The following is a 23478-nucleotide window of genomic DNA, read 5'->3' as shown; positions in this document are numbered from 1 at the left end:
AGCGCCATGATTAGGAGCAGGCAGCTCTCGGCGTCGCGGAGTGCGCCCGACCTCCGTATCCGCGCAGCCCTCATCACAGTCGCGTCAACCTCTGTGGTTTCGGACCCGGTGCAGGTGGCCCAGGGCGCTCAGAAAGGTCCTCACTCCGTCCCCGAGGAAGTTCAAGTGAGCGCCCGGCCAATGGTCATGGCCATCCCTGACCTGGGCATGCATTCAGGTGATCCCCAGTATTTGCTCGTGGGCGCCGGTTGCTCCCCAGCGAATGATTTCTCCCAGGATCGGCAGGAGCGCCCGTCCTCTATCCGTGAGGCTGTATTCCACCTTGCGCGGCACGACCGGATAGGCCTTGCGATCGACAAGGCCCCGCTGTTCGAGTTCCTTCAGCTCGCGGCTCAGGATGCGCGGTGTGATTGGCTTGCCCAGACCGCCCTTGAGGAGCGAGCGTCCGATCTCGCCGTAGCGATGAGGTCCGCGGTTGAGAACGCAAAGAATGTGAAGCTTGTAGCGGCCGCCGACGATCTGGTTGAACGCAATGGCCGGGCAAAGCCGGATATGGCTCATGTCGAGCCCGGTCAGCAGCGAGGCGGTCGGGCCTGAGAAACTTACCGATCCTTCCTGCACGATTTTCTCCATACTATCCTTTTTGTCCGTATTTACGAAATCGTACTATGACAACTATCCTCCATCCATCGAAAATGGAGGAGACGATGACGACGTCCGACAGCCCCACAATAGAAGCATCCGTAACGGCGCATGCCGATTTCACGCGGGGCGAAGTTTCGGCCTCGGCTCTGCTACCCGCCATGCCCGATCGCGTCTTTCGAGCGATGACCTCGGCGGAAATCTGCCAATGGTGGGTGCATCCCGGCGTGTTCGACACCAGGGAATGGAATGGTGATCTGCGTGTTGGCGGGCGCTGGGAATCGGCTGGCATCGGCGGGGGACAGCCCTATCGGCTGAAGGGCGAATATCTCGAAGTCGAGCCTCCCGTTCGGCTGGCGCATACGTGGAAGATGGTTGGCGAAGCGGGAGATCCCTCGACCGTCACCTACCGGGTGGAGCCGGAGGGCGACAGCGTGCGTCTGACAGTGGACCATGCGGGCTTGGTGGTCGAAGAAATATGCGAGGCGACGCGCGCAGGCTGGGAGACAAGTCTGACGCGCCTCGCCGAGATTCTCGCCGAGGAGCGGCGCCAGCTTCCACGTGGGTTATGACGGCAGGCTCGCAGCATCCTGACGTGGGCGTCGCGATCGCGACACGAGTGGGGGCGAGCACGGCGAAAACTGTCGACGCTACTGGCTGATTTCGGGCTCGACGAGTTTCGCGAGTTTCCGCAGGGATTCCTGCCAGCCGAGATAGCAGGCTTCGGGTGGGATCACGTCCGGAATGCCCTGCTGCTCGATGCTTACTTCCGTGCCGACCGAAACGGCCTTGAGCGTCACGGTGGTGGTCATCTCACCCGGCAGGTTGGGGTCATCGAAACTGTCTGTGTAGACGAGCCGCTCGCCCGGAACGAGCTCCTCGTAGATGCCGCCGAAGGAGTGGCTGCCACCGGTCGTAAAGTTGCGGAACGACATCCGGTGCTTGCCGCCGATGCTGGCGTCGAGCTCGTGCACGGTGCACGTGAACCCGTTGGGCGGGAGCCAGCTCGCAACCGCGTCGGATTCGACGAAGGCCCGGAAGACCTTCTCCGGTCGGGCGGCAAGAACGCGGTGCAGCTTGACGGTGCTGGGCATGATCATTTCCTTTCTTCGTGAGTGGTGGCCACCGCAGCCTCGAGCGCCGCGATGTCGATCTTCTTCATCGTCATCATCGCCTCCATCGCGCGCTTTGCCTTGGTGCGGTCGGGACTGGTCGTCAGCTCCATCAGCCGCTTCGGCGTGATCTGCCACGAGAAACCCCAGCGGTCGCGACACCAGCCGCAGGCGCTCTCCGCGCCGCCGTTCCCGACGATGGCGTTCCAGTAGCGGTCGGTCTCTTCCTGATCTTCGGTCAGCACCATGAAGCTGACGGATTCGTTCGCCTTGAAATTCGGGCCGCCGTTCAGGCCCAGGAACGGCTGGCCGAGCACTGTGAACTCGACGGTCAGTTCATTGCCTTCCTGGCCGCCGGGATAGTCGGATGCGGCCGCATTCACCCGATCCACATGGCTATCGGGAAAGGTGGCGGCGTAGAACTCCGCCGCTTTGAGTGCTTCGCCGTGGTCGAACCACAGGCAGGTCACGAGTTTGGTCATACCTGATCTCCATGCTTGAAGTTGCCGTTTCTGTCTTCGTCCGGCCCGCCGGGCGCTTGGGTCACATCGTCGAGCGAGATGTTTGCGATGATCCTGATCTTCTCATGGACCTTTTTCCTTGTGTGTGCGGCTTCGTATCTCTGGGACGAACAAGTGGCGCGTCTCCCGACAACAGACCTCGTTTCTTTTTGACCGCGGACTCGTCATCGGACCTCACCGGACTGCGGATATTCGAGCTGCATCGCAACGATACGCGTCGTGCGCTCGCCGTAGCGCTTGGCAATCGCGCGGAGCGTGGCTTCCAGCGCGTTAGCCGGCCGCAGGTCGGGGAAGGTCGATACGTGGCGATCATCCGGCAGGTCCGCCGTGTCCCGGTCCGGCAGGACGCGAACGCCGTTCGCCGCCACGACCGCGGACGTCGAAGCCGCAAATGTGAAGACACTGGACCGGTAGGTCCGAGACCAGGCATCGGCCACCAGTGCGAGCGACACCTCATCCATACCCGGCTCGAGTCGGATTCCTACGTCCTCGTGGTTCCAGAAGGCCATCCGGTTGGCGAGTACCGTTGTCGCGAAGGGGCGGGTGAGCTTGAATGCTCCACTGTCGTGACGGGCATCCCATTGAGGGAGGCCGAGATCGCGAGCGACAGCTTCCGCCTTCTCCCGGCCGGCGATAGCCTCGATCAAGGTCAGCATCATCGGCATGGAAGCGGTTATCCCGGTCGTCGTCGCACGACTCCCGTCGACCACGATGCGCCGGTCCGCCACATATGTGATCGTCGGGCTCCTCGCGAGCATCTCCTTGAGATAGTACCAGTGGGTCGTCGCCTGCTTTCCGTCGAGCAGCCCGGCAGCACCGACGACCTTGGCTCCGGCGCAGATGCCGACGATCGTCGCGCCCTTGTCCGCCTGGCTCCTGAGCCATGCGAGCGCGGCGGGGTCGTCGTCGCGGCTCATCGCCGGTACGATGACATAGTCGGCCCCTTCCGGATGCTGCGTATCGAACTCCGCGATAGTCGCGTCCGGTTCGACCCTGAGCGCCGGATAGAGCGTCACCGGTCCGGGCTCCGTCGCCACCATCACGACGTCGGCAACGTCGGCGCGCCGCAGAATGCCGTAGGGCATCAGATAGTCAGTGGTCTCGGTCGCGTCGTTGATGCCGATGATTGCAACCAGCGGCCGCTCTCGCTTTGGGGGCCCCAAGGAGGCCAGCATGGCATCCATTTCGCTTTGCGCCACCGGCGGCGCCTCGGCGGCCGCCTGTGCCGGCGGCAAGCTGAAGATCCAGACGCCGAAGCCTGTCATCGAAAGCGCGATCAGCGCCAACCCACCCCAGATGAAATACCGTGCGGACATGATCAGTGGTTCTCCAACTATGGGCCCCTGCCAGCCGCCAAAGCTATCAATACTTGCCTCTGGCAGAAATGACAGAAACATTGTATTTTCTGCCAATGCATCACGTTGTGTTTATCGTCTATCCTGGCTTCGAGCTTCTCGACACATCGGGGCCCGCCTCAGTCTTCAACAGCGCAAATCGCGCCTTGGATCAGCACGGCAAGCTGCCCTTCTACGGCCTCGATCTGGTTTCGGCTGGAGGCGGGGCGGTGACGAGTAGCAGCGGAATTGTTGTCGATACGCGAAGTCCGGATGAGCTAGCGCGCAAGGCGATCGGTACGCTCCTGATTGCGGGCGCCGAACGGGAGCGCCTGTTGCCGGCAATAGCCGACCCCGGATTGCGAGAATGTCTCCCGCAATTGACGCGCGGGGCGCAAAGGTTCGGCTCGGTCTGTTCCGGCGGTTTCATCCTTGCGAGCCTGGGGCTGCTCAACGGCCATCGCGTCGCAACCCATTGGGATGCCTGTGCGCCGTTCGCCCAGGCCTTTCCCTCCGTCACCGTCGATCCCGATGCGCTTTATGTCGTGGACGGGCGGCTCTGGACCTCGGCCGGGGTGACCACCGGCATCGATATGGCTTTGGCCATTGTCGCCCATGACCTTGAAGCAGCAATCGCTGGTGAGGTGGCCAAGCGGCTCGTGCTCTATTCACGGCGTCCTGGCTATCAATCCCAGTTCAGCCCGTTGTTGAAGGCACAAGCAAAGGCAGACAGTCCGTTCGCCGATCTGATCGGATGGATACAGGCCAATCTCGACGCACCGCTGGACGTGCCGGCGCTGGCGGCCCGTGCCGGCCTGACCGAGCGAACCTTCCATCGCAAGTTCGTCGCGGCAACCGGCGAAACGCCAGCGCGCTTCGTCGAGACGGTGCGGCTGGATGCCGCCCGCATGCTCCTTTTGCGCAGGCTTTCTCTGAAATCCGTCGCCGCGCAAGTCGGGCTGTTTCCGGCAGCACGCCTTTCCGAAGCGTTCGAGCGCCGATTTGGGATCGCCCCGCGCCTGTTCCGCGAGATGCATGCCGAGCTCTGACCGTCCCCGGTGCACGCGCCTCGACCATGTCGATGACACGCTCCGGGCCTCCTTCGCGGTTGGAGAGAACGATCTTCTCTGTTGCCGGTCGGCGTTCATCGATGCCCTCTGGAACGCCATCGGAGATATCTGCAATCTCTTCTCGCCAACCAAATGCCGAAACTACTTCACCGCCGCCGGATATGGACTCACGGTTTTGACGGCTGCTGGCCAAAGCCTGCGTCCTTCTCCAGTCTTACGCATGAGTTCATCATCGAGCACGTCGCCAGCATTCCGCCGACCGCCTCGATCCGGCTGCGGTGCGGCATCTCGAGCGTCTGCTCAATGCCAGTTCCATCACGCGGCGGCGTTGGGAACAACGCACGCCCGGCGCGGTTGGCAGTCGTATGGACGGCGGAGGGCCCCAGGACGGCCTGCAACGAAGCAGGTCAGGTCGGCAAAGCGGCGCTTGCAGATTGCCGCTGCCTGACCAGCGACGAGAGGTCCGGTTCGCCGTCCGAAATCCTTCGGTTAGTTCGCGACGGGAGCGCCCGTCGCCAAAAGGAGACCGATCATGAAACATGCTGTTGTAGCGGGCTTGGGGGTGCTGGCGCTTTCGACTGCTCTTGCACCCGCACAGGAAGGCGAGACGCGTTCCGATTGCCGCCAGAAAGTCGACAGGATCGCCGATCGGATTCCCGATCTGCGCAACATCCCCGGCGCCGCGGCGGAAATGGGTCTCAGTGAAGAGCAGTTGCAGGCTGCCCTGGCCGCGCTCGACGCTGCTCGCATCGTGGCCCATGATTCCCGCCGTTGCGATACGATGGTGGAAGCGGCAGAGGCGATGCTGGAGCGCTCGGAGGAAACTGCGTCGACAACGACCGATGGCCCGGCGCGCGATGCGATGAGCGACCCACCTGTCAGTCCGGCTCCGACCCCGGGAGAAGTGAGCGACCGCCAGGCTGCCGCAAACCGGCTTTCCTTCGAGGAGGGGCCGTCTTTCGGCTGGGACGGACGCGCCGCCAGCCGCAGATTCGACCGCGGTGAACTTCATCCAGACCGGCCGGACCAAGTGGCAGAGGATACCTCGACAGACGAACGGCTCGACGGGAATGGCGCTTCCGAGGCAAGCATACCGGAGGAACGCTGGGAGCCTCTTCCGCCGCCTGATGATGAGAGCTTGGAAAACTGGGCTGAGCGGGCGAGAAGCGCACGCGAAGCGGAGCGGCGCGAAAGCCGCGCTGCTCCGGCCGAGGAGAATGGGGCGCAGAGAATTCCGGACGAGCTTCGGGGCCGTGGGGAAACGAATGGACGCGAGAGCCGCGCAACCGAGCGCCAGGACGGCCAGCCCCCGGAAAGCCGAAGGGAACGTGAGACGGCGGACCGCGAGGCTGTGCAGCGGATGTTGCAGAGGGCTGAGAGGGCGCTGCCCACTGTGGATTTCGAGACCTATGCCTATGGCTTTGACGATGGGCAGCGCGTCTTCGAGTTTGCGGGAACCGAGCGAGAGAGCGGACGGCGCGTCGAAGTCGACGTGGCAGCCTCCGGCAATATCCAGGAGATCGAGGAAACAATCCCGCTCGAAGTCGTTCCCGACAACGTCCGCAGAGCCGTCAGGGAAGTGGTCGGCCGTTTCCGGGTTGATCGGACGGAGCGAAGCCTGCGCCCGAGGGATGAGATCTACTTCGAGTTTGACGGTCGCATCGCCACGGGCCGCCCGCTTTCCATCGAGATTCGATCCGATGGCGCGAACCTAAAGATCGAAGAGCGCTCGCGCGGCTGATAGATCTGAAGCGGAACTCCGGTGCCGGTGTGATTCGCCATCGGCACGTGAGGCACTCAAGCCGCGCGCCGAATGCATTCGCTGGCACTGGATAGCAAGTATCCGGGCGACGGAATGCGCCACGCCCGCCACGGTCACGAGAGGACGGGGAACGGAGAGCGGACCGAGAACAGACACCGCTCGGGAAAACTTCTTGCGGTTCGTCCTCAGGTGATAAATTGGACCCGGGCAATCCCTCACGCCAGAAGCTGGCCCGTTTCGTCGAAAAAGGGGTAAGGCCCGTCGAAATCCCCGACCGGGACCAGATGGGTGATCAGCGTGTGCGCATTCCACCAATGCAGGAGGAATCCCGGCGGCTCCATGCGGAAGGTAGCCGGTGCCGCCTCGTCGAGATCGAGATGGACGATATGTGCCGGGCCGGGGCAGATCAGCGTCGGTCGGCCGCCCACGCTTGCACGGACCAGCCGATGTACATGACCGCAGGTGACAAGCTCGACCGAGGGATGCTGCCGCACGATCTCGGCGAAGCCCTCCTTGCCCTCTAGCCCGATGGCGTCCATGTGCGCGATGCCGGTGGAGAAAGGCGGGTGGTGCATGGCGATCAGCGTCGGCCGCTCCGGCTGTTCGGCCAGCCGCGCCTCCAGCCATGACAGGCGCTCCTGGCAGAGAAGGCCGCCGCTTCGGCCAGGCACGATGGTGTCGAGCCCAATGATGCGAATCGGGAAAGCCGGATCGTCATAGGCAAAGTGTAGGTAGCCGTTCTCTGGCAGAAATCCTCTTCGAGCAAAGGCCGCTCGCATGGCCTCGCGCTCGTCGTGATTGCCGGGGATTGCAAGAATGGTCTGCTTGAGCGGCGCGAGCAGATCGAGGAGATGCGCATATTCCTCCACGGTCCCCTCATCGGTCAGGTCGCCCGACATGAGGACGAGGTCCGGCTTCTGGGGCAGGCGGCCGATCTCCGCAACGCAGCGCTTAAGGGCCGCGGCGGTGTCCGCATGCCCATAGGCCAGCCGGCCACGGGGCTTGATATGAAGGTCCGAAATCTGGGCGACGAGCATCTTTGCGCTTTCCATCTAGAGCGGCGTGCCGAAAAGTGGACGCCGGTTTTTTGGCACAAACGCCGCGATAAACAAAGAGTTAGAGCCATGGAGGTGATTCCGAAATCACGTCCATGGCTCTGGACGAGAGAAAGGGAGGGGCAACGCTCCTCCCTTCAAGAAAGTCCGGGTTGTGAGGTTAGTTCATCATCTGGCTGGTGGCTTGCACCATTTCCTCAAGCCCTTCCTCCGGCGTCTTCTCGCCGCGCATGACAGCGGCGATGATCTCACGCTGGGTGTTCCAGACCCGCACCGACTGGCCGCCCGGATAGCCGACCCAGGGGAGCGAACGGTCGATCTGGTCGATGGCGGTGCGATAGTTGGGATTGGCATCATAGAAGGCACCGAGATAGTCCGTCTCCACCGTCCGCAGGTTGGTGGGCAGGTAGCCGGTCATTTCCACGACGATCTTCTGCGCTTCCGGGCCGGTGGCGAATTTGATGTATTCCCAGGCAGCCTTCTGCTTGGCCTCGTCCTTGGTCAGCATCACGACGGCATTGCCGCCGGTGGGCACGCCGCTCATCTCTCCCTTGTCATCCAGAGGGAAGGGGGCGGTGCGCAGCGCAAATTTGTCCCCCACCATGTCGGTGATCACCGTCAAGTGCGCCGGGGTGGTGAAGAAGATGCCGGTCTTGCCTGCGCCGAACTGCTGGCGCGACTGGTTCCAGTCGAGGATCTGCATTCCGCCGTCGGTGACGAAGGTACGGAACAGCTCCAGGCTCTTCAGCCCGGCCTCATTACCGAAAGCCACATCGCCTTCACCATCGAACAGCCGTGCGCCCTGCTGGTAAAGCGCGGCTTGCCACAGCCAGTCGTCGGGCCAGGTGCCCACATCGTAGGAAATGCCGGTGATGTCGTCACCCAGCGTGTTGATCTTCGCGGCGAGCGCCATCACGGATTCCCAGTCGGACGGCATGTTCTCGGGATCGCCACCCGCCTGTTTCACCAGATCGGCATTGTAATACATGAGGGGAGAAGAGGCGTTGAAGGCCAGGCCCCATTGCTTGCCCTCGATCTGGCCCAGGGCCAGCATACGCGGGGCGTAGTTTTCCGTCACGAAGTCCTCGCCTTCTTCGGTTAGGAAGCTGCCGAGATCGACGATCTGATCGCGCTTCTCCAGAGTCTCCACCAGCTCCGGCAGCAGGTGATAACCGGAGAAATAGAAATCAGGTAGTTCGTTGGTAACCGCACTGCGCAGAATCTGCTGATGCGCCTCGTTGTAGCTGGGAGACGTGGCGCGGTAGGTCACCTCGATCTCCGGATGCTTCTTCATGAAAGCCTCGGCGATAGGGCCGTGGAAGCGGGCGAAGGCCGGGTTGGCATGAAAGCCCTCCAGCTTCACCTCGGCCGCCAGGGCCGGCACGGCAAAGGCGGCAAGCGCGCCCGCGGCAATCAGCGTTCGTTTTAGCATCGACATCAATGTTCTCCGTGGGTTGGGATGTGAAAGCTTCGGCATCACTTGATTCCGGTCATGGTGATGCCCTGGATGAAGCGGCGCCGCAGGGCGAGGAAGGTAAGCACGAGCGGTGCGGTGACGATGGTGGCGCCGGCCATCAGCGCTCCGTAATTGGTGCCTACCTCCGCGTCGGCGAAGAACATCATGCCGAGTGGCGGTGGTGCGAGCGCGGTATCGTTGATGACGATCAGCGGCCAGTAGAGGTCGTTCCAGTGGGCGACGATGGAGAAGATCGAGAAGGCCGCAATCGCCGGCCGCGCCGAGGGGACGACCACGCGCCAGACGATTTCCATTTCACTCATGCCGTCGAGCCTCGCCGCCTCGATGATTTCGTCCGGGAAGGTCTTGAAGGACTGGCGCAGCAGGAAGATCGCGAAGACCGACAGGAAGAACGGGAACATCATCGCGAAATAGGTGTTGAGCAGCCCTGTGAAGGCGAGGCCCATATAGAGCGGCAGTGCCGGCACCTGGATCGGGATGGCAAGCCCGGCCACCACCAGCGCGAAGAGAAGCCCGCGCCCGGGAAAGCGCAGCTTGGCCAGCGCATAGGCTGCCGGAATGGCCACGAGGAGCTGCATAATCAGAATGCCCGCGCAGACGATGACGCCGTTGAGCATGAAGCCCAGCATCGGCACCTGCTGGAGTGCGGCGGCGTAGTGCTCTGCTCCGTAGAAATTGCGCGGCCAGGGCCAGAGCGAGCCTTCGAAAATCTCGTCCGGCGAGCGCACGGAGGTGAGCAGCATCCAGATGAAAGGCAGGAGGATGAAGGCTGCGCCCAGGATCAGCACGCTATGGCTCAAGAGCCCACTCAGCACCTTGCGGAATTGGATCGGCCGGGCCGAGGAGATAGCCGGCGTCAGGCTTTCACTCGCGGTGGTCATGCGTAGTGCACCTTGCGGTCCATCCGCCGTGCCTGGAGGATGGAGAAGACGAGGATGAAGGCGAGGAAGACGAGGGTGAGGGCTGCTGCGTAGCCCATCTTGAAGTAGTGGAAACCTTCCAGATAGATCGCGTAGAGCAGCACTTCCGAGCCACCGCGGCCATGGGTCAGCACGGCGACCGTATCGAACACCTTGAAGGCCGTGATGCAGGTGGTGACGGTCACGAACATCGTGGTGGGACCGAGCATCGGCCAGGTGATGCGCAGGAAGCGATCCACTGCCCCACCGGCGCCGTCCACCTCCGCCGCGTCATAGAGATCGCGCGGGATAGTGGACAGTCCCGCCAGAAAGAGGATCATATTGAAGCCCACCATCTGCCAGAGACCGATGACGGCGAGCGTGGGGATGACGAGCGAGGGTTCGGAGAGGAAGGCAATCTCGGGAAAGCCGAGACTTTTCAGGAAGCCGTTCACCGGACCCAGCCGCGGGTGCAGCAGGAACTGCCAGACAGTCGCCATGGCAACCAGCGTCGAGGTGACCGGCAGGAAATAGATCACCTCGTAGATGGAGCGGGTGCGCTTGCGCGCATGGACGAGAAGCGCGATCAGGAGTCCCAGAAGGACGCTGCCTGGAATGACGATCGCCACATAGAGAAGCGTATTCCTGAGCGCGCGCTGGAAGACGGGATCGGAAAAAGCGCGCGCGAAGTTATCGAGCCCCAGCCACCTGACGTCCAGCGCACCGAGCTCGTAGTCGGTGAAGCTCAGCGCAATAAGTGTGAGCAGCGGGACGATGTGGATGAGAGATAGGAGAATGAATGCCGGCGCGCTGAAGAGAAGGCCTGAGAAGAGCTCGCGTCGCGCCGACGGCAGGGCGGTGGGCATCAGGCGTACTCCCGATGCGCTTGGCGGTGTGGTTCCGCCTCCACCCGCATGCCTGCGGCATCGAAAAGATGCACATCCTTGGGGTGAAACCGCACATCCACCGCCTGCCCCTCTTCGAGTCCGCCTACCTCCTCAGCTTGAAGGCGGAACTGGATGGACGAAGCCTCCGGGATTTCCAGGGTCAGATGCCCGATGCGTTCGGCGCCATGGTGCTCGATGCGCCTCAGTCTTCCCGAAAGCCGGATTTGGCCAGGAGCAGAGCGGCCGGCGGAAAGCTTGATCGCTTCCGGTCTGAGCGCCAGTTTGGTCACACGCAGCCCAAGCGGCATGTCGATCGGCAGCCGCATGCCGGCCAAGTGCACGCCGCCCCCGGCGTCGCAGGTAACAGGCAGCGTGTTGATGGTGGGGGAGCCGATGAACTCCGCCACCTTCAGGGAGCGCGGCCGCGCGTAGAGTTCCGTCGGCGTGCCGAGCTGGAGCACCTCGCCGCCGTCCATCAGCGCCACCCGGTTCGACATGGTCATAGCCTCCACCTGGTCATGAGTGACGTAGACGAAGGTGGCGCCCAGCCGCCGGTGTAGCTCCGAAAGCTCGTCGCGCATGTGGACGCGCAGCTTGGCATCGAGGTTGGAAAGCGGCTCATCCATCAGGAATGCCGCGGGCTCACGCACCATGGCCCGTGCGAGCGCCACGCGCTGCCGCTGACCGCCGGAGAGCTGGCCAGGCCTGCGGTCGAGCAGAGCCTCGATATGGAGCTGCTGGGCCACGCGACGCACATCTTTGGCAACGCCCGCGGCGATCGCGTTCCGACGCGGCGACAGATGCCCTAGGAGCGGCAGGCGTTCGAACAGGGAAAGACGGCTCATCACCAGTGGCGTGGCGATGTTCTCGCCCGCTGTCATGTGCGGATAGAGCGCGTAGTTCTGAAAGACCATCGCAACGTTGCGCTCGCGCGGCAACAGGTGATCCATCGGTTTGCCCGCTATGGCGATGTTGCCCGCATCCTGCCGCTCGAGCCCGGCAATTATACGCAGAAGTGTGGATTTGCCGCAGCCTGACGGACCGACCAGGGAAAGAAACTCACCCTCGCGCACGTCGAGCGACACGCCGGATAGGACACGCGTGGCGCCAAACGCCTTTTCGATATTTGCGATAGAGATTCCGCCAGCCATGCCGCGCCTTGAACCGGATGTTGTTCCGGCGCTTCACTAGACGCGGCATGTAACGCTTTTGTGTAGGCTGTGGGACCAAGCAATGAGAATGCGCAGCTCGTCCCGCTTGCGCGCCAAGTCCTGCAAGACAAAACGGGCTGCCCTGGGGCCGGACGGCTGCTTGTGCGCTTTTTTCCTTGGGCAACGCACTTTGATGCAGCGGACAGGTCAGTTGCCCAACTCAAGCGGGTTGCACTCCACGAATGGCAAATGCCCGCGCCTTGAGGTGGATGCTGCCATCGGGCGATGTCGGCAACTCGGCACGGAGCTTTTCCCGGAGGGCCTCGCGTTTGGATTCCGACAGCGACACGCAGTAGCCGGGCGCCGGCCCCTGACCACCGAGGAATGGCGACCAATAGTCGTCGAAGTCGCTGAACACTGTCGGCACGTCGATCGCACGACCGTCGATGTCGTCGACGCCAGCCTCGGCAAACAGTGCGCGCAATGCTTCGGGCTTGCAGATCGGAAAACGACGGCCCTCGTCGAGTTCACGCGCGGCGTCGTCCAGCGCGGCGGCCGCCTCCCAGAAACGCCGCATCAGCTGCATCTCGCCGGCATAGTCCCAGACATAGACGGCAACGATCCCTCCCGGGCGCAGTGCGCGCTTCATCTCGAAGACCGCCTTTGCCGGCTCGGGGACAAAGTTGAGCACGAGCCCGGCCACGGCAATATCAAACGCACCGTTTTCGACGGGGAGGGCGCGGGCATCACCGCTCCGCAGCTCTATGCGCCGATCATCAAGGCGGCTCCTTGCAAAGTCGAGGAACGCCTCCGACGGGTCGACGCCGACTACCCGCTGCGGAGCGGCGCGATCAAGGATCGTTTCGGTGAGCGCGCCGGTTCCGCAACCGACTTCCAGCCAGCGGGCCCCTTTCGCGGCGTCGAGCCAGTCCACGAATTCGGCTGCGACAAGCCTGCTCCATCGCCCAACATACGGCTCATAAGCATCGCCTGCGCTCCACTTATCTTCACGCTTGGCTATATCTGACATGCTCTCCTCCCTGGAATCGGTCATCCGAACTTCATTCGGTATTGCTTGCCCCGTCATGAGATCCTCCTTTTCGGGCTGATGTCGGCAAGCATGCGCCGGAAGGAAAATGTCCTCCAGTCCAGAAATTGAATCGGTCGGCGGCCGGATTTTCGCTATGATCGAACCAACATGGAGACCGCCATGGAATACGGTCAGCTCTGCCCCTTGGCCAAGGCCGCGGAGATACTTGCTGAACGCTGGACGTTCCTGGTGATCCGGGAGCTGCTCTCCGGCTCGGCCCGCTTCAACGAGATCCGCCGCGGCATTCCGCTCATATCGCCATCGCTCTTGTCGCAACGGCTGCAGCGGCTGGAACGCGAGGGATTGGTCAGGCGAGAGCCATCCGGCTCCGGTCATCTCTATCACCTGACTGAAGCCGGCCAGGAACTCGCACCCATCGTGCACCTGCTCAGCCAATGGGGCGAGCGCTGGGTTTTGGGCCATATCGATACGCGCAAACCGGACGTCACCGCGCTGATGTGGGCACTCCGGCGGCGCGTCGATCCGTCGGCATTTGGAAAGCGCCGGGTCACCGTTCAGTTCGAGTTCACCGATCAGCCACAGGCGAAACGCTGCTGGTGGCTGGTTAACCAAGGTACGAATGTCGATCTGTGCCCCAAGGACCCCGGTTTCGAGGTAGACCTTTACGTGATCACCGATCTGCCGACGATGGCCCGGATTTGGGTTGGTAAACTGCAGCTTTCGGCTGCGATCGATATCGGCACTTTGGAACTCTCGGGCCCGCGCAGCTTGTGCCAGACATTCTGCTCGTGGTTGCTCCTCAGTCCGTTCGCACAACGGGAGGCGGCAGACCCGGAGCAACCGTCAGCAGGCGCTGGGCTTGCAGTTGGGCCAAACTCGGGCGCGAGAAAGAAATCTTGCTCGACTCGCGGTGCGACCCTCTCAGCCCCATCCGACTAGGATCAGAAGTCAATTTGAGCCACCATGTGATTGTTGCAGCGAGGAAGACGGCAGAGAGGAAGGTGTCGGCCCTCTAGCGTGTTGCGACGCGCCGGATGTCCTTGAGGCGGCAGAACGTGCGCTCGATGAGATTGCGGCTTTTGTAGGCGGCCCGGTCCCAGGCATGCGGATGCTTGCGGGTCGGCTTTGGTGAGATGACGGCTTGGCAGTCGCGCACGGCCAGCCAGTCTCTGAGCTTTCTTGCGTCGTCGGCGCGGTCGGCTATGAGCCGGCGGGGGCGTGGGGACGCGTGCCAGCAGTACGCCAACCCGGACCAAGCCAAGGGCCTGTCCGGCCGTCAAAGTGAAAGCGATGGGCCGGCCCGAGGCATCTGTCTGGGCGTGAACTTTGGGCCGATGGCATGCTCGAAGTCCCCCCTTTTTGCCCCGGCCGCCGAGCGGTGCGCCTTGATGTGGGTGGAATCGACGGCCGTGGTCGAAATCACGCCGCTGGAGCCACTCAGGGCATAGAAGAGATCCTCCCAAACGCCTGTTTGCTCCAGCGGTTGAAGCGGTAGGGGCGATCGGCAGTCTTATGCTGGTGCATCTGTGTCTCGGATTTGTAGGTTCTTAGGAAGGGGCAGACTTGAGCATCGCGTATGCATGTCGCGAGTAAACAGCTTTCGTTGCTTTTCCTGATGCTCTCTGCCTGCCATCGCGATCCCAAGTCCATACGGGCCAAGCAACAGTGCGGCGCCCATGTTCAATGGCTTCCTTTGTCCAGCCTCGTAGTTCAACGCCGCCGCGCGGATTTGTTCGCATTCCGGCGAGGGCCATTTGGGGTCTTGAGGTGAGAGTGCGGCTGCATATTCGGCTGGCGCCGTTGTGCACCCGGCGATGGCGAGCACCGCTATAGTGGCTAAGATTCGTGCCTTCATCCCAAAGCCTCTCCAGAGCAATGCCCTCCGCCGCAGCTAAGCGGCAGCAGCCCGTTAGGCGCGGTGAGCTTCGCGCCCGCGGTTTCGAGGTCGCCATCAAAGGTGGCGATCCTGCCGACCATGGCTCCGTCGCACCACAGGCTGAAGGCGCTGCCGTCCGTGTAAAGCAGGTTCGGCAGCGATTTCAGCTTGTTCCACTGGTCCTTGTCGTGCTGGACGGTGAAATGGCGCGGATCGGCGCCCTTGCCGGGCCCCTTGACCTCGATGAAACCAACGAGCGTCTGTTTCACGGTGATGGCGAAGTCCGGGCGCGTTCTAATATCGGCGAGGCTCGTCTCGCCGACCAGATGAACGGCGCCGGCTGCCAGGCCGCCGATTTCGGCCAATTCCGCGACCGGTGCTTCAAGCGGTCTGCGCAGCCGATCCTCCGGCTGGCCCCCGAACGCTGGGTTCGCCAACTTCGGCTTCGGCGATGCGCCGCACGCCGACACCACTTCAGCAAATGTTCTATCTATCAACAGTCGCCCTCCGCCGCCCGTTCATTCCCAATACGGATGAATCATGGTTGCTTCTTATGACTCAGTTTATTTTGAATTTCTGCTTTCCACCCACACATCTGCGGCGGACAGGAATCAGAAAGATCGACCCACCTGAGATCTTCAGGAACGGGATAGCATAACCCTCTCCGAGCGTCGAATTTCCGGCGGCTACCTCGGCATGCAGTGCTTTTCGATGTCACGCACAACGAATTCTGCTGCGTGCTGCCATGCCTCGTCCGTATCACCCCGGTAGCTCAGAAACCTATCGCAGGCAGGTTTATTGCTGTTCAAATCCATCACTGCGAACTTCACCCAGCCGACCAGGGTGCTCATCTTGTGCACCTCCCCAATCAGCAAATATCTTGCCCCGGCATTTCTCGCCTGCGTTGAAAGCGCTTCCAGTCCCGCCGCTCTCGCCGAGCACTTGCCAGTCTGGCAGGTCAACAGGATCGACTTGATCCCCTCGCTGTCAGAAAGGCCCTTCTGCAAGGCAACATCCAATGCCCTCAATCGCCTTTCATGCTCAGCGGTCTGGTCCCTGACTTCGCCCGACGTATCCCTGAAATCGAAATTGGAGATTGCCAGGGGCAATGGCTCGGCAGCATCACTGACCTCGGCCGATACGATCCCGGCAGCAGCCGCCGGTATCAGCAAGAGTTTGCTGTAGATTGCAGCGCGGGATCGTATTCGCACATCCGCGCCTCGCGCTTTGAGCATCTATCCCTCCCAAGTGTTTGGGAGAATAACAGCAAGGTGACGGTAGCCAACGGTCCTTTCGTCTTGCTTGCCCGTCAGATGCGCGAAGCAGTTGAGAGATGTCCTGCCAGCATAGCCGCCAAGTCACGACTGCTCTCAACTGTCTGCGACGCTGATGAAGGCGAAAAGGCCACCGACCCGCCAGAAGCTTCTTCAGGCGCGCATTCTCAAGCGTATGTTTGGCACCGTTCGAGGGAGAGAGAGTCGCGTCGGCAAGGTAACGAGCCAGCAAGACAGCCGCGGCCAATCTCAGGCGATGGAGCGACACGGCGAACATCGCTGACCTGGCCCGGCTTTCACAGGCAATAAGCCGCCACTGAACCCAAAGAGGCGTGATCGATCCGGACGCGAGTTCCGCCGGTGAAACCATGTGCGCGCTTCTCTGTTCACGGGAGACACTGTCGGCGATCATGGAGAGCGGTATGTTGAACTGGATATCGGGAAACAGTGACGTCCTTAATGTCGCCTTGAGCGGTCTAATGCTCGTCGTCTGGGGGCTCTATTTCCAGCTTCTCCTGAACGGCTATCGGCGGGAACGGCGCCCCAAGATCCTCATCAACCGGGCCAACGGTCATGTGCTCGAAACTCAATGCGTCGTCACAAATATGAGCGCGGAAGCGATCTATATTGAAGGCGTGGTGACCGAACTCAGGGGCGAGAACGGCGACGATAACATTACCTGTTCGCTGACCGACCACGGCGGCAGGGTGGAACCCGAGCGCACTGCGGAGCAGGACGGGTACGAGGGACCGCTCAACAGCGGCCGGTCTGTAGAGCTCGGCTCCTACAGCAAGATCATTGAGCATGCGCTGGAGCAAGGCGACGGCAGTATCTCGTCAATAGTTGGCGTTTCACTCACGGTCGTGGCCACCTACGGCCCCGAGGATACGCCGGTGGCGGCTACGCGAGTCTATGACGTCGCCGAGGAGGCGGGGACGCGTATTCTATACTCTGAAACGGTGACGACGCAGCAGATACGCTCTGCATCCGAGCGTAGGCAGCTCGAGCGTTTCATGCGCGAACAGCTGGGTGCACGTGCCGACGAGCGGCACCGGTCGCCCCTGCGCTCCGCTGCCGAATAGTTCGTTGGGTGCCGAAACAAGCACACATGTCGAAACGGAGGTAACCTAGCGAGTCCGCGACCGGTGCGGCTTTTGCGTCAACAGGACTACGCCCGTTTTGCGACCGGTGAAGCACCACACCATGGCTAATCTGCCCTGTGCACCAAGCATCCTTCGGTCACCGCCCCGTTGGCTCCGGCAGGCGCGCCTTCTTATTGCTCATCCGTCTCGAAATCAGGCGGCATACGTTGTCGGCAATGCGATCTCACGAAGGAAAACGGGGAACCGGCCGTTGAGTTCGGCTAAGCTGTTCCTCCCTTGCTCGCTAGTAGTTGCAGGCTCTCGACCGCGCCCCGTAAAACGCCGGCTGCCTGCTCATTGATGTAGAAACTGGTCACACCGTCAGCCGTGTGAAAGATCAGAATGCCGAGTGTTGTACCGTTTTCGTCTGTTACCTCGCCGATCTGAACGCCCGTCGGCACATGGGGTTCTTTTCGAGATCGGTCATCTTATCGCTCATTGTGGGTCAACGTGTGCCACATCGCGACTAGCTGCGGTGCCTCACGTCGTGGAACTGTCGGGCAGCCTTCAGCCACGTCTCCTTGACGGCCGGCTTTGCGTCTGCCCACTGCTTGCGTGTCTCGAATTCGTAGAATAGCCGCGCCGCGAGTTCCACGTCGCCGACACCCTGCAACGTCTTTGCGCCTCCGGCGCCCTGCACAGTAAGTGACGGTTTCATAACCTTCTCCAATTTCCCATCGACATCGTGCCATGGGCGCGGGAGGGAGTCGAGGCTTTCGATGTCTCCTCGAGAGCGGCAGGCCGGCCGTAGCGGTTGGGGGGAACTTCGGGAGGGTTGGCCGGCCTGCCTGTGGCGGGAGGAAAAGCCACGCACGACGAACGATGGCCACACTGGAAAGGTTCCCGCTGGTGAGGCATCTTGCGTCTACGGCACTACGCCATTTTGGCGACTGGTGAATCTCCACGCCGGTATTAAGATTCGCAATACACCAAGCATCCTTCAGTCACTGCCCCGTTGGCTCCGGCCAGCGGGGCTTTTTGTTTGCCGGGCGATCAGTGGGGTGTAGGCTTTGGCGATCCAATTGGCGAGATCGGCTCCCCAAGGATGTCATGGAGCTGCCGTGCTGCCTCAAGCCAAGTGTCCCGAATGGCCGATCTTGCGTTTCTCCACCGCTTGCCGGTAGCGAATTCATAGAACAGGCGCGCCGTCGCTTCCACGTCACAGGCATTCGTTTCGTGCAAAGCGGTCATGATAGTCCCGCGGCTAATGAGCGGTGGCTCTTCTTCTTCAATTGGATCTAGGATATCCGATGTGTTGTTCCATGTATTCCCCACCTTTCGGCCAATGGGCCATATCTTCATCTTTTCGGTCGGGAATGACTTCAACAGATCGCGCGGGTCTTCCTCATGGAACGCGAGCCAGCGCGGATAATCGTCAGGCGCGATGATCACCGGCTTCTGACGAACACGCGGCCACACATGCGAAGTTCCTCCCAACGACGCAATATCTCCGGCACGCTCAGGGGGCCGCTCTCCAGGATACGCTTGTATTCGTCAGTCCGATGCCACGGGGCAAGAGGGGCCGCACCCGAAGGGCCGGAATGAAGTGGAAGGCAGCGGCGGCGCGCTGGCGGCCTCGGTGGTCAAATCGGGGCGGGCCGACAATTTGCTGCGTCGCTACGCCACCGCATCCTCATCGACGATCCGCTGGCTGGAAGCGCGGGCACCGCCCGGCAGAACATACGGCGTCATGAGGAGCAGACCCCTTTGCCGCCGCTCGACTGCGGGCCTCATTCGCGGCCGTGATTTGCAATGACGCTGAGAGAGCCATCGGTTTCAAGCACGACACGATCGACCGACCGAAGACCCGAATGGCCATGCTGGCGGATGGCGGCTTCAACTTCTTCCCGCGTCACTCGCTGCCGCCGCATGGCGTCGTCACGAAAGATACCCGCCACAAGCAGCGCGGTCGGCTGGCTTTTGACGAGTTCCCGGATCCGGTGCGATCGGACGGAGCCCCAGGTGATGATGAATTGGAGGCCAACCAGCAGCCCCAGGGCAAGCACTCCGTCGGCTAGGGGAATATCCCTGTCCAGAAGCACGGTGGCGAGCGTCGACCCCAGCGCCACGGTAACAACGAGATCGAACGCGTTCATCTTGCTCAACGTCCGTTTGCCGGACACACGCAACATCAGCACCAGTGCTGCGTAGGCCGCAACTCCTACGATCACGATCCGCAGCAGGCTCTCCCAGCTGTCGAACAGGAACGGCTCATTCATCGGGATTGGTTCTCCTTCTCATCGTCATCGACATCTAGATAGGCGAGCAGCCAGAGGCCGATGAGATTTATGAAGCTGAGCAGGATTGCAATGTTCAGGCGGCCCAGCCCGACGGCTACGCCGATCGCGCCGGCGTTCCAGATGCTGGCGGCAGTGACCAGACCTTTTACGTCGCGCCCCTGCTTAATGATGGCGCCGCCACCGATGAAGCCGATGCCCGTGATGACGCCCTGAAGCACGCGCGCCTGTGCTTCGTTGTCGGCCGAGGCGGTTTCGCTGATGATCAGGGCGAAGCCGCAGGAGGCCATCGAGACGATCGGAAGCGTGCGGAAGCCGACGCTGTGGGGGCCGCGGCCCCGCTCCCAGCCGATAGGCAGGGCGAGCAGAAAGGCGGCGAGCACGAAGACGCAGTCCCTCGCCAGGAGTTGGAGATCGAACCCGAAGTCGAGCATATGTTGCATCCTTCTGGATGAGCGGACGGGGCGATGTCCGGCTCTATGTCAGCTGGCAGCGCCTGCCGGCGGAATGTTCCTTACTGCCCGGCGGGCGACTTTGATCCGCCGGGCGACGTCCTTCCGGTCACCAACCGTCAGCCGTCCGAGGCGAGCAGACTGAGCGAGACGGAGCAGCTGAACGATTAGGGCATGTTTCTGTTCCGCTGCCGTGGCGCCTGCCGCGAGGTCCCGAACGATGTCCGCGATCCGGATGAGGATCGCGGGATGGTCCGCACCCGCCTGGCGGATAGGATGGAAGGCGGCATCGAGAAGCCCGTCTATGTCGGTGCGGTCCGCCATGACGCGGACCGCGCCGCCGCCATCCCGCAACAGGCGTGGCTGGAGGTGGCGAGTGAGAATCACCTCGAAGGCTGCGCCAAGCCTGTCGATGACCGCCCTCGCCGTGAACGGATCGTTCATTCCGGGCGACAGAGCCCTAGTCGCGATCTCCACCAGCTGCCCTACGCCATGTTCCGGATCCTGGGCAGGGGTCCGCGACGAGCCGATGGTGAAGGTGGACCGGATGTCTTCCCTCAGGCTCTCGTCGAGCGGCCGCCGTGAGAACACGCGCACATGTTCGCCATCCCGCAGAATAAAGTGACCGGCCCGCACATTCACCTCGATAACGACACTGCGCTTGCGGGCAAGTTCCACCAGTCGCTCATAGTCCACCACCTGAAGATAGCCGACGCTGTTTAAATGGAGGGGGTACGCGGTGGAGCCGGGTGACGCTTCCGCCTTGCTCTCCGGTTGCACCGGGCCGTCGGGCAGAAGACTGTGCAGCGTGTGGCGGAATTCTTTGGCGACGGCTTCGACGACGTTGTCGGCGATGATCAATCGCGCGATCTTGTGGATGTAGAACAGGAGCGCGAGCAGGCAGAGGATAGTCAGCACGCTCGCCGCCGTAACGGCCAGATGTGGCACGCCGTCTGATCCGAGTTCATCGTCCAGCACCCGCATGATCAGGATCACGTAGAGGATCGTTCCGATGAAGACGCCGAGCACCGTCTGGATCTGCCGGTCCGCCATGAAGATCGAGATAAGGCGGGGCCCGAGCTGGTTGGCGGCGAGCGTCAGGATCACGAAGGTCACCGATACGACGAGCGACGTCATCGTCATCAATCCCGAAAGCAGGCTTGAGAGAAGCTGGCGCGCCGTCCTCGCCTCGCCGCTGTAGAGCCACCAATGTTCGCCGGCGTTCCGCGGACCGAGAGCGGCACCGTGGGTGAGCAGAAGATAGGCGAGAGCAGCAGCCAGCAGCGTTATGACGGCAGGAATGGGCCAGAGTTGGGTTCTCAGCAGTGCGATCAGGTTCCGGGCGCGGTCCATCATTCATCAACCTACGAACCTGCCAATTGATCCGCCCCGCCGTCGCCTGCCGGGCTGCTCCGTCTCCGAGTCATGCCGATGGGGGAGCTTTCCGCCGGTGGAGCGGTCAGCAGTGGCACGCACCACTATCAGGCCCGATCGAAACCAAACACTGAAGGAGAGATCCCCGCTACGGGCTGCATCGGAAGGAATAGTTGGTGGCTTCGGAACAATTTGGTTCCCACCCTGTTTGAAGCCAAACCTCTTCGGAGACGACGATGTACAACATTTTCTATGTGATCGGGGTCGTGGTCGTAGTGCTTTTCGTACTCAGCCTGCTGGGCTGAGTGGGAGGAAGGGATGGTGAAATCAAAAACCGACACTGCGGCGAGTGCCGCGGAAAACGTCCAAGAGAAAGCTGCAGAATTTGCACAGTCGGCGAAGGCAGAGGCGACCAGAAGGGCCGAGGGCGCCAAGTTCTCGCTTTCAGAGGAGATAGCCAGCGTGGCCTCTGCGCTTAAGGTCGCCTCGGGCGAATTCAGTGACGAATCCACAGAGTCGAAGACTTTCAACCAGCTTGCCGAAGCGCTTTCGGGAGCATCGGAAGCAATCCGTCAGAAGAACCTTAGCGAAATGGTCTCTGACCTGAATGGCTTTGCTCGTCGAAATCCAGCAGCGTTCCTCGGTACAGCAGCTTTGCTCGGATTCATGGGCAGTCGATTTGCCAGAGCGTCCGGTGAAGCTGCAAAAGATCGAACAGAGGTGCAAGATAGTTCAGAGGCCGCACCATGACCGACCACTCAACCAAGACAAGCACTCGCGCGATCGTGGCCGACGTGTTGACGCATTTGAGTAACCTGATTCGCGGCGAAATCGAGTTGGCTCGCGCCGAGGTTACAGAGAGCATTGAGAAGGCCATAGCCGCTATCGGATTGATCATCGGCGGTGTCGTCATTGCACTTACTGCACTGAACGTGCTTGCGGCGGCGCTCGTCGTCGCCCTGGCCGAAGCGGGAATCCCCGGTGGCTGGGCGGCTCTCATCGTGGGTGTGGCTCTTACCGTCATCGCTCTCGGCCTTTGCTACAAGGGAATGAACGACCTCAGGCCTGCCAGCTTTGCGCCTCGGCGCACCGCCAGAAGCTTGCGCCGGGATGCCGCAATCGCAAGGGAGAGCCGCCATGAACACTGATGCTCGGACTCCGGCAGACATCGAACGTGATCTCGAACAAGAGCGTGATCAGCTGGTCTCGGCTGTCGAAGCCCTGCAGGAGCGCTTCTCGATCGAGGGTGTGGCGCGGCAACTGGCTGAGCAAGTCACCCGGCACGGCGGAGAGTTTGGCAATTCTGCCCTCCGTTCCGCCAAGAGTAATCCTATGGCGCTGGCGCTGACGGGCCTCGGTCTTGCCTGGATGATGTTCAGCGATACTCGTAGGGACCAGGGAGAAAAACACGCATCGAGCGCGAAGAATGATGCCATGGCCACTTCGCCGGGCGTTGGAACGACGCCGAAGCGATGGGACCGGTTGCACTCAGACGCCAGCTGGTTCGGTCAACGGACGAGGGAATCCGCCGAGGATTTGCGCAATCGGCTGTACGAAGGCACCGAACAGCTCTCGGACACGGCGAAAAAACGCGTGGTCGAGGCCCGGGAAGCGGCGTACCGCGCCCAACGCGACTTGGAGCAGACCGCGGGCCGCGGGAGCAAGGCCATAAAAGATTTCTACCTCGAGCAGCCAATTGTCTCGGGTGCTCTGGCGGTGGCCCTTGGCGCCGTCATTGGTGCGGCTCTCCCGCGGACATCTGCAGAGGACAGCACCATTGGTGAGAGTTCAGATCGCCTGTTCGAGGAAGCAGAGCGCATTTTCAGCGAGGAGTTGAACAGAGCCGCCAAGGCAGCGAATTCGGCGTCTCGGAGATCAGGGGCCGCGGGTAAACGCACCACTGCCAACCGTTCCTCCGTGCGATCAAGTAAGGAACAATGAACGTCACGGCCGTTCGCCTGGGCTCTGGTATTGTCCGTGCCGACTATCTTCGGAAAGCTTCGTGAGATGTGGCCTTAGGCGAGCCGATGCGTGACGGCTGTGACCGTCCCCCGCGAAAGATTGCCCTTCGTATCCGCCATGCTGCGTGAGCTCGATACATCATCGCCACATTGTCGTGGTAGGATTTTGCATCGTCGGCAAAACGCACTGGCGGCCGATGA

General features: G+C 61.9%; 26 protein-coding genes. 8 read left to right on the top strand and 18 right to left on the bottom strand.

Annotation, left to right across the window (positions count from 1 at the left end):
- Positions 1–213: 213 nt before the first annotated feature.
- Positions 214–621 carry a winged helix-turn-helix transcriptional regulator gene (locus N5A92_RS03640; RefSeq protein WP_260900478.1) on the bottom strand — a complete coding sequence of 136 codons (408 nt, stop codon included), beginning with the start codon at positions 619–621 and terminating at the stop codon, positions 214–216.
- Between the two features lie 86 nt (positions 622–707).
- Here N5A92_RS03640 and N5A92_RS03635 point away from each other — a divergent pair, with 86 nt between their 5' ends.
- Entirely contained in the window at positions 708–1214 is a 507-nt protein-coding gene (locus N5A92_RS03635; RefSeq protein WP_260900477.1) for an SRPBCC family protein, read from the top strand.
- Between the two features lie 78 nt (positions 1215–1292).
- Here N5A92_RS03635 and N5A92_RS03630 read toward each other — a convergent pair whose 3' ends face one another.
- From N5A92_RS03630 to N5A92_RS03620, 3 genes are all read right to left on the bottom strand, one after another.
- On the bottom strand, positions 1293–1736 hold the full coding sequence (locus N5A92_RS03630; RefSeq protein ID WP_260900476.1) for an SRPBCC family protein: 444 nt from the start codon (positions 1734–1736) through the stop codon (positions 1293–1295).
- 2 nt (positions 1737–1738) lie between these two features.
- The gene (locus tag N5A92_RS03625) at positions 1739–2236 is read right to left on the bottom strand and encodes a VOC family protein (protein WP_260900475.1); all 498 of its coding nucleotides are present in this window, start codon (positions 2234–2236) and stop codon (positions 1739–1741) included.
- Positions 2237–2439: 203 nt separating this feature from the next.
- Positions 2440–3591 carry a DJ-1/PfpI family protein gene (locus tag N5A92_RS03620; protein WP_260900474.1) on the bottom strand — a complete coding sequence of 384 codons (1152 nt, stop codon included), beginning with the start codon at positions 3589–3591 and terminating at the stop codon, positions 2440–2442.
- Between the two features lie 68 nt (positions 3592–3659).
- Between N5A92_RS03620 and N5A92_RS03615 the strand changes: the two genes are divergently transcribed.
- Together N5A92_RS03615 and N5A92_RS03610 are read left to right on the top strand one after the other, a co-directional pair.
- Positions 3660–4658, top strand: a complete 999-nt coding sequence (locus tag N5A92_RS03615; RefSeq protein ID WP_260900473.1) for a GlxA family transcriptional regulator — start codon at positions 3660–3662, stop codon at positions 4656–4658.
- A gap of 553 nt (positions 4659–5211) precedes the next feature.
- Complete coding sequence (locus tag N5A92_RS03610; RefSeq protein ID WP_260900472.1) at positions 5212–6420, top strand: hypothetical protein; 1209 nt, start codon at positions 5212–5214, stop codon at positions 6418–6420.
- Between the two features lie 236 nt (positions 6421–6656).
- On the opposite strand, the gene N5A92_RS03605 is transcribed toward N5A92_RS03610, so the two are convergent.
- The 6 genes from N5A92_RS03605 to N5A92_RS03580 all read right to left on the bottom strand — a co-directional run bounded on the left by N5A92_RS03605 (position 6657) and on the right by N5A92_RS03580 (position 12940).
- On the bottom strand, positions 6657–7478 hold the full coding sequence (locus N5A92_RS03605; RefSeq protein ID WP_260900470.1) for a phosphodiesterase: 822 nt from the start codon (positions 7476–7478) through the stop codon (positions 6657–6659).
- A 178-nt stretch (positions 7479–7656) separates the two neighbouring features.
- Positions 7657–8934, bottom strand: a complete 1278-nt coding sequence (locus tag N5A92_RS03600; protein WP_260900468.1) for an ABC transporter substrate-binding protein — start codon at positions 8932–8934, stop codon at positions 7657–7659.
- Positions 8935–8972: 38 nt separating this feature from the next.
- Positions 8973–9854, bottom strand: a complete 882-nt coding sequence (locus N5A92_RS03595; RefSeq protein WP_260900466.1) for a carbohydrate ABC transporter permease — start codon at positions 9852–9854, stop codon at positions 8973–8975.
- A complete protein-coding gene (locus tag N5A92_RS03590; protein WP_260900465.1) occupies positions 9851–10738 on the bottom strand; it encodes a carbohydrate ABC transporter permease in 888 nt (295 codons plus the stop codon). Before N5A92_RS03590 ends, N5A92_RS03595 begins: the two co-directional genes overlap by 4 nt.
- Positions 10738–11910, bottom strand: coding sequence for an ABC transporter ATP-binding protein (locus N5A92_RS03585; protein WP_260900464.1), 1173 nt, complete (start codon positions 11908–11910; stop codon positions 10738–10740). Before N5A92_RS03585 ends, N5A92_RS03590 begins: the two co-directional genes overlap by 1 nt.
- A gap of 220 nt (positions 11911–12130) precedes the next feature.
- Positions 12131–12940, bottom strand: coding sequence for a class I SAM-dependent methyltransferase (locus tag N5A92_RS03580; RefSeq protein ID WP_260900462.1), 810 nt, complete (start codon positions 12938–12940; stop codon positions 12131–12133).
- A gap of 180 nt (positions 12941–13120) precedes the next feature.
- Here N5A92_RS03580 and N5A92_RS03575 point away from each other — a divergent pair, with 180 nt between their 5' ends.
- Complete coding sequence (locus tag N5A92_RS03575; RefSeq protein WP_260900461.1) at positions 13121–13900, top strand: winged helix-turn-helix transcriptional regulator; 780 nt, start codon at positions 13121–13123, stop codon at positions 13898–13900.
- Positions 13901–13973: 73 nt separating this feature from the next.
- Here N5A92_RS03575 and N5A92_RS03570 read toward each other — a convergent pair whose 3' ends face one another.
- The 3 genes from N5A92_RS03570 to N5A92_RS03555 form a co-directional block, all read right to left on the bottom strand.
- Positions 13974–14222 carry a transposase gene (locus N5A92_RS03570; RefSeq protein WP_260900460.1) on the bottom strand — a complete coding sequence of 83 codons (249 nt, stop codon included), beginning with the start codon at positions 14220–14222 and terminating at the stop codon, positions 13974–13976.
- A gap of 590 nt (positions 14223–14812) precedes the next feature.
- A complete protein-coding gene (locus N5A92_RS03560; RefSeq protein WP_260900458.1) occupies positions 14813–15202 on the bottom strand; it encodes a hypothetical protein in 390 nt (129 codons plus the stop codon).
- A gap of 321 nt (positions 15203–15523) precedes the next feature.
- On the bottom strand, positions 15524–16072 hold the full coding sequence (locus N5A92_RS03555) for a DUF3280 domain-containing protein (RefSeq protein WP_260900457.1): 549 nt from the start codon (positions 16070–16072) through the stop codon (positions 15524–15526).
- A gap of 461 nt (positions 16073–16533) precedes the next feature.
- Between N5A92_RS03555 and N5A92_RS03550 the strand changes: the two genes are divergently transcribed.
- Complete coding sequence (locus N5A92_RS03550; RefSeq protein WP_260900456.1) at positions 16534–17193, top strand: hypothetical protein; 660 nt, start codon at positions 16534–16536, stop codon at positions 17191–17193.
- Positions 17194–17719: 526 nt separating this feature from the next.
- On the opposite strand, the gene N5A92_RS03545 is transcribed toward N5A92_RS03550, so the two are convergent.
- From N5A92_RS03545 to N5A92_RS03525, 5 genes are all read right to left on the bottom strand, one after another.
- Positions 17720–17911 (bottom strand): hypothetical protein, encoded by a 192-nt coding sequence (locus N5A92_RS03545; protein ID WP_260900455.1) that lies wholly within the window; start codon positions 17909–17911, stop codon positions 17720–17722.
- Between the two features lie 335 nt (positions 17912–18246).
- Complete coding sequence (locus tag N5A92_RS03540; RefSeq protein ID WP_260900454.1) at positions 18247–18672, bottom strand: SOS response-associated peptidase family protein; 426 nt, start codon at positions 18670–18672, stop codon at positions 18247–18249.
- A gap of 311 nt (positions 18673–18983) precedes the next feature.
- Positions 18984–19472 (bottom strand): DUF421 domain-containing protein, encoded by a 489-nt coding sequence (locus tag N5A92_RS03535; protein WP_260900453.1) that lies wholly within the window; start codon positions 19470–19472, stop codon positions 18984–18986.
- A complete protein-coding gene (locus tag N5A92_RS03530) occupies positions 19469–19924 on the bottom strand; it encodes an MgtC/SapB family protein (RefSeq protein ID WP_260900452.1) in 456 nt (151 codons plus the stop codon). The genes N5A92_RS03535 and N5A92_RS03530 overlap by 4 nt, the downstream gene beginning before the upstream one ends.
- Positions 19925–19972: 48 nt before the next feature.
- Positions 19973–21298, bottom strand: coding sequence for a DUF2254 domain-containing protein (locus N5A92_RS03525; RefSeq protein WP_260900451.1), 1326 nt, complete (start codon positions 21296–21298; stop codon positions 19973–19975).
- A 336-nt stretch (positions 21299–21634) separates the two neighbouring features.
- Between N5A92_RS03525 and N5A92_RS03520 the strand changes: the two genes are divergently transcribed.
- Genes N5A92_RS03520 through N5A92_RS03510 form a run of 3 tightly spaced genes read left to right on the top strand, consistent with a single transcriptional unit; the run spans position 21635 to position 23257 of the window.
- Positions 21635–22066: a hypothetical protein gene (locus tag N5A92_RS03520; RefSeq protein WP_260900449.1), complete on the top strand. Its 432-nt coding sequence runs from the start codon at positions 21635–21637 to the stop codon at positions 22064–22066.
- Positions 22063–22464: a phage holin family protein gene (locus N5A92_RS03515; RefSeq protein WP_260900448.1), complete on the top strand. Its 402-nt coding sequence runs from the start codon at positions 22063–22065 to the stop codon at positions 22462–22464. The genes N5A92_RS03520 and N5A92_RS03515 overlap by 4 nt, the downstream gene beginning before the upstream one ends.
- The gene (locus N5A92_RS03510) at positions 22454–23257 is read left to right on the top strand and encodes a DUF3618 domain-containing protein (RefSeq protein WP_260900447.1); all 804 of its coding nucleotides are present in this window, start codon (positions 22454–22456) and stop codon (positions 23255–23257) included. The genes N5A92_RS03515 and N5A92_RS03510 overlap by 11 nt, the downstream gene beginning before the upstream one ends.
- Positions 23258–23478: the final 221 nt, after the last annotated feature.

It is taken from the genome of Chelativorans salis (genome assembly GCF_025336525.1).
Lineage (GTDB): Bacteria > Pseudomonadota > Alphaproteobacteria > Rhizobiales > Rhizobiaceae > Chelativorans > Chelativorans salis.
This window is presented reverse-complemented; position numbering and strand designations above follow the sequence as displayed.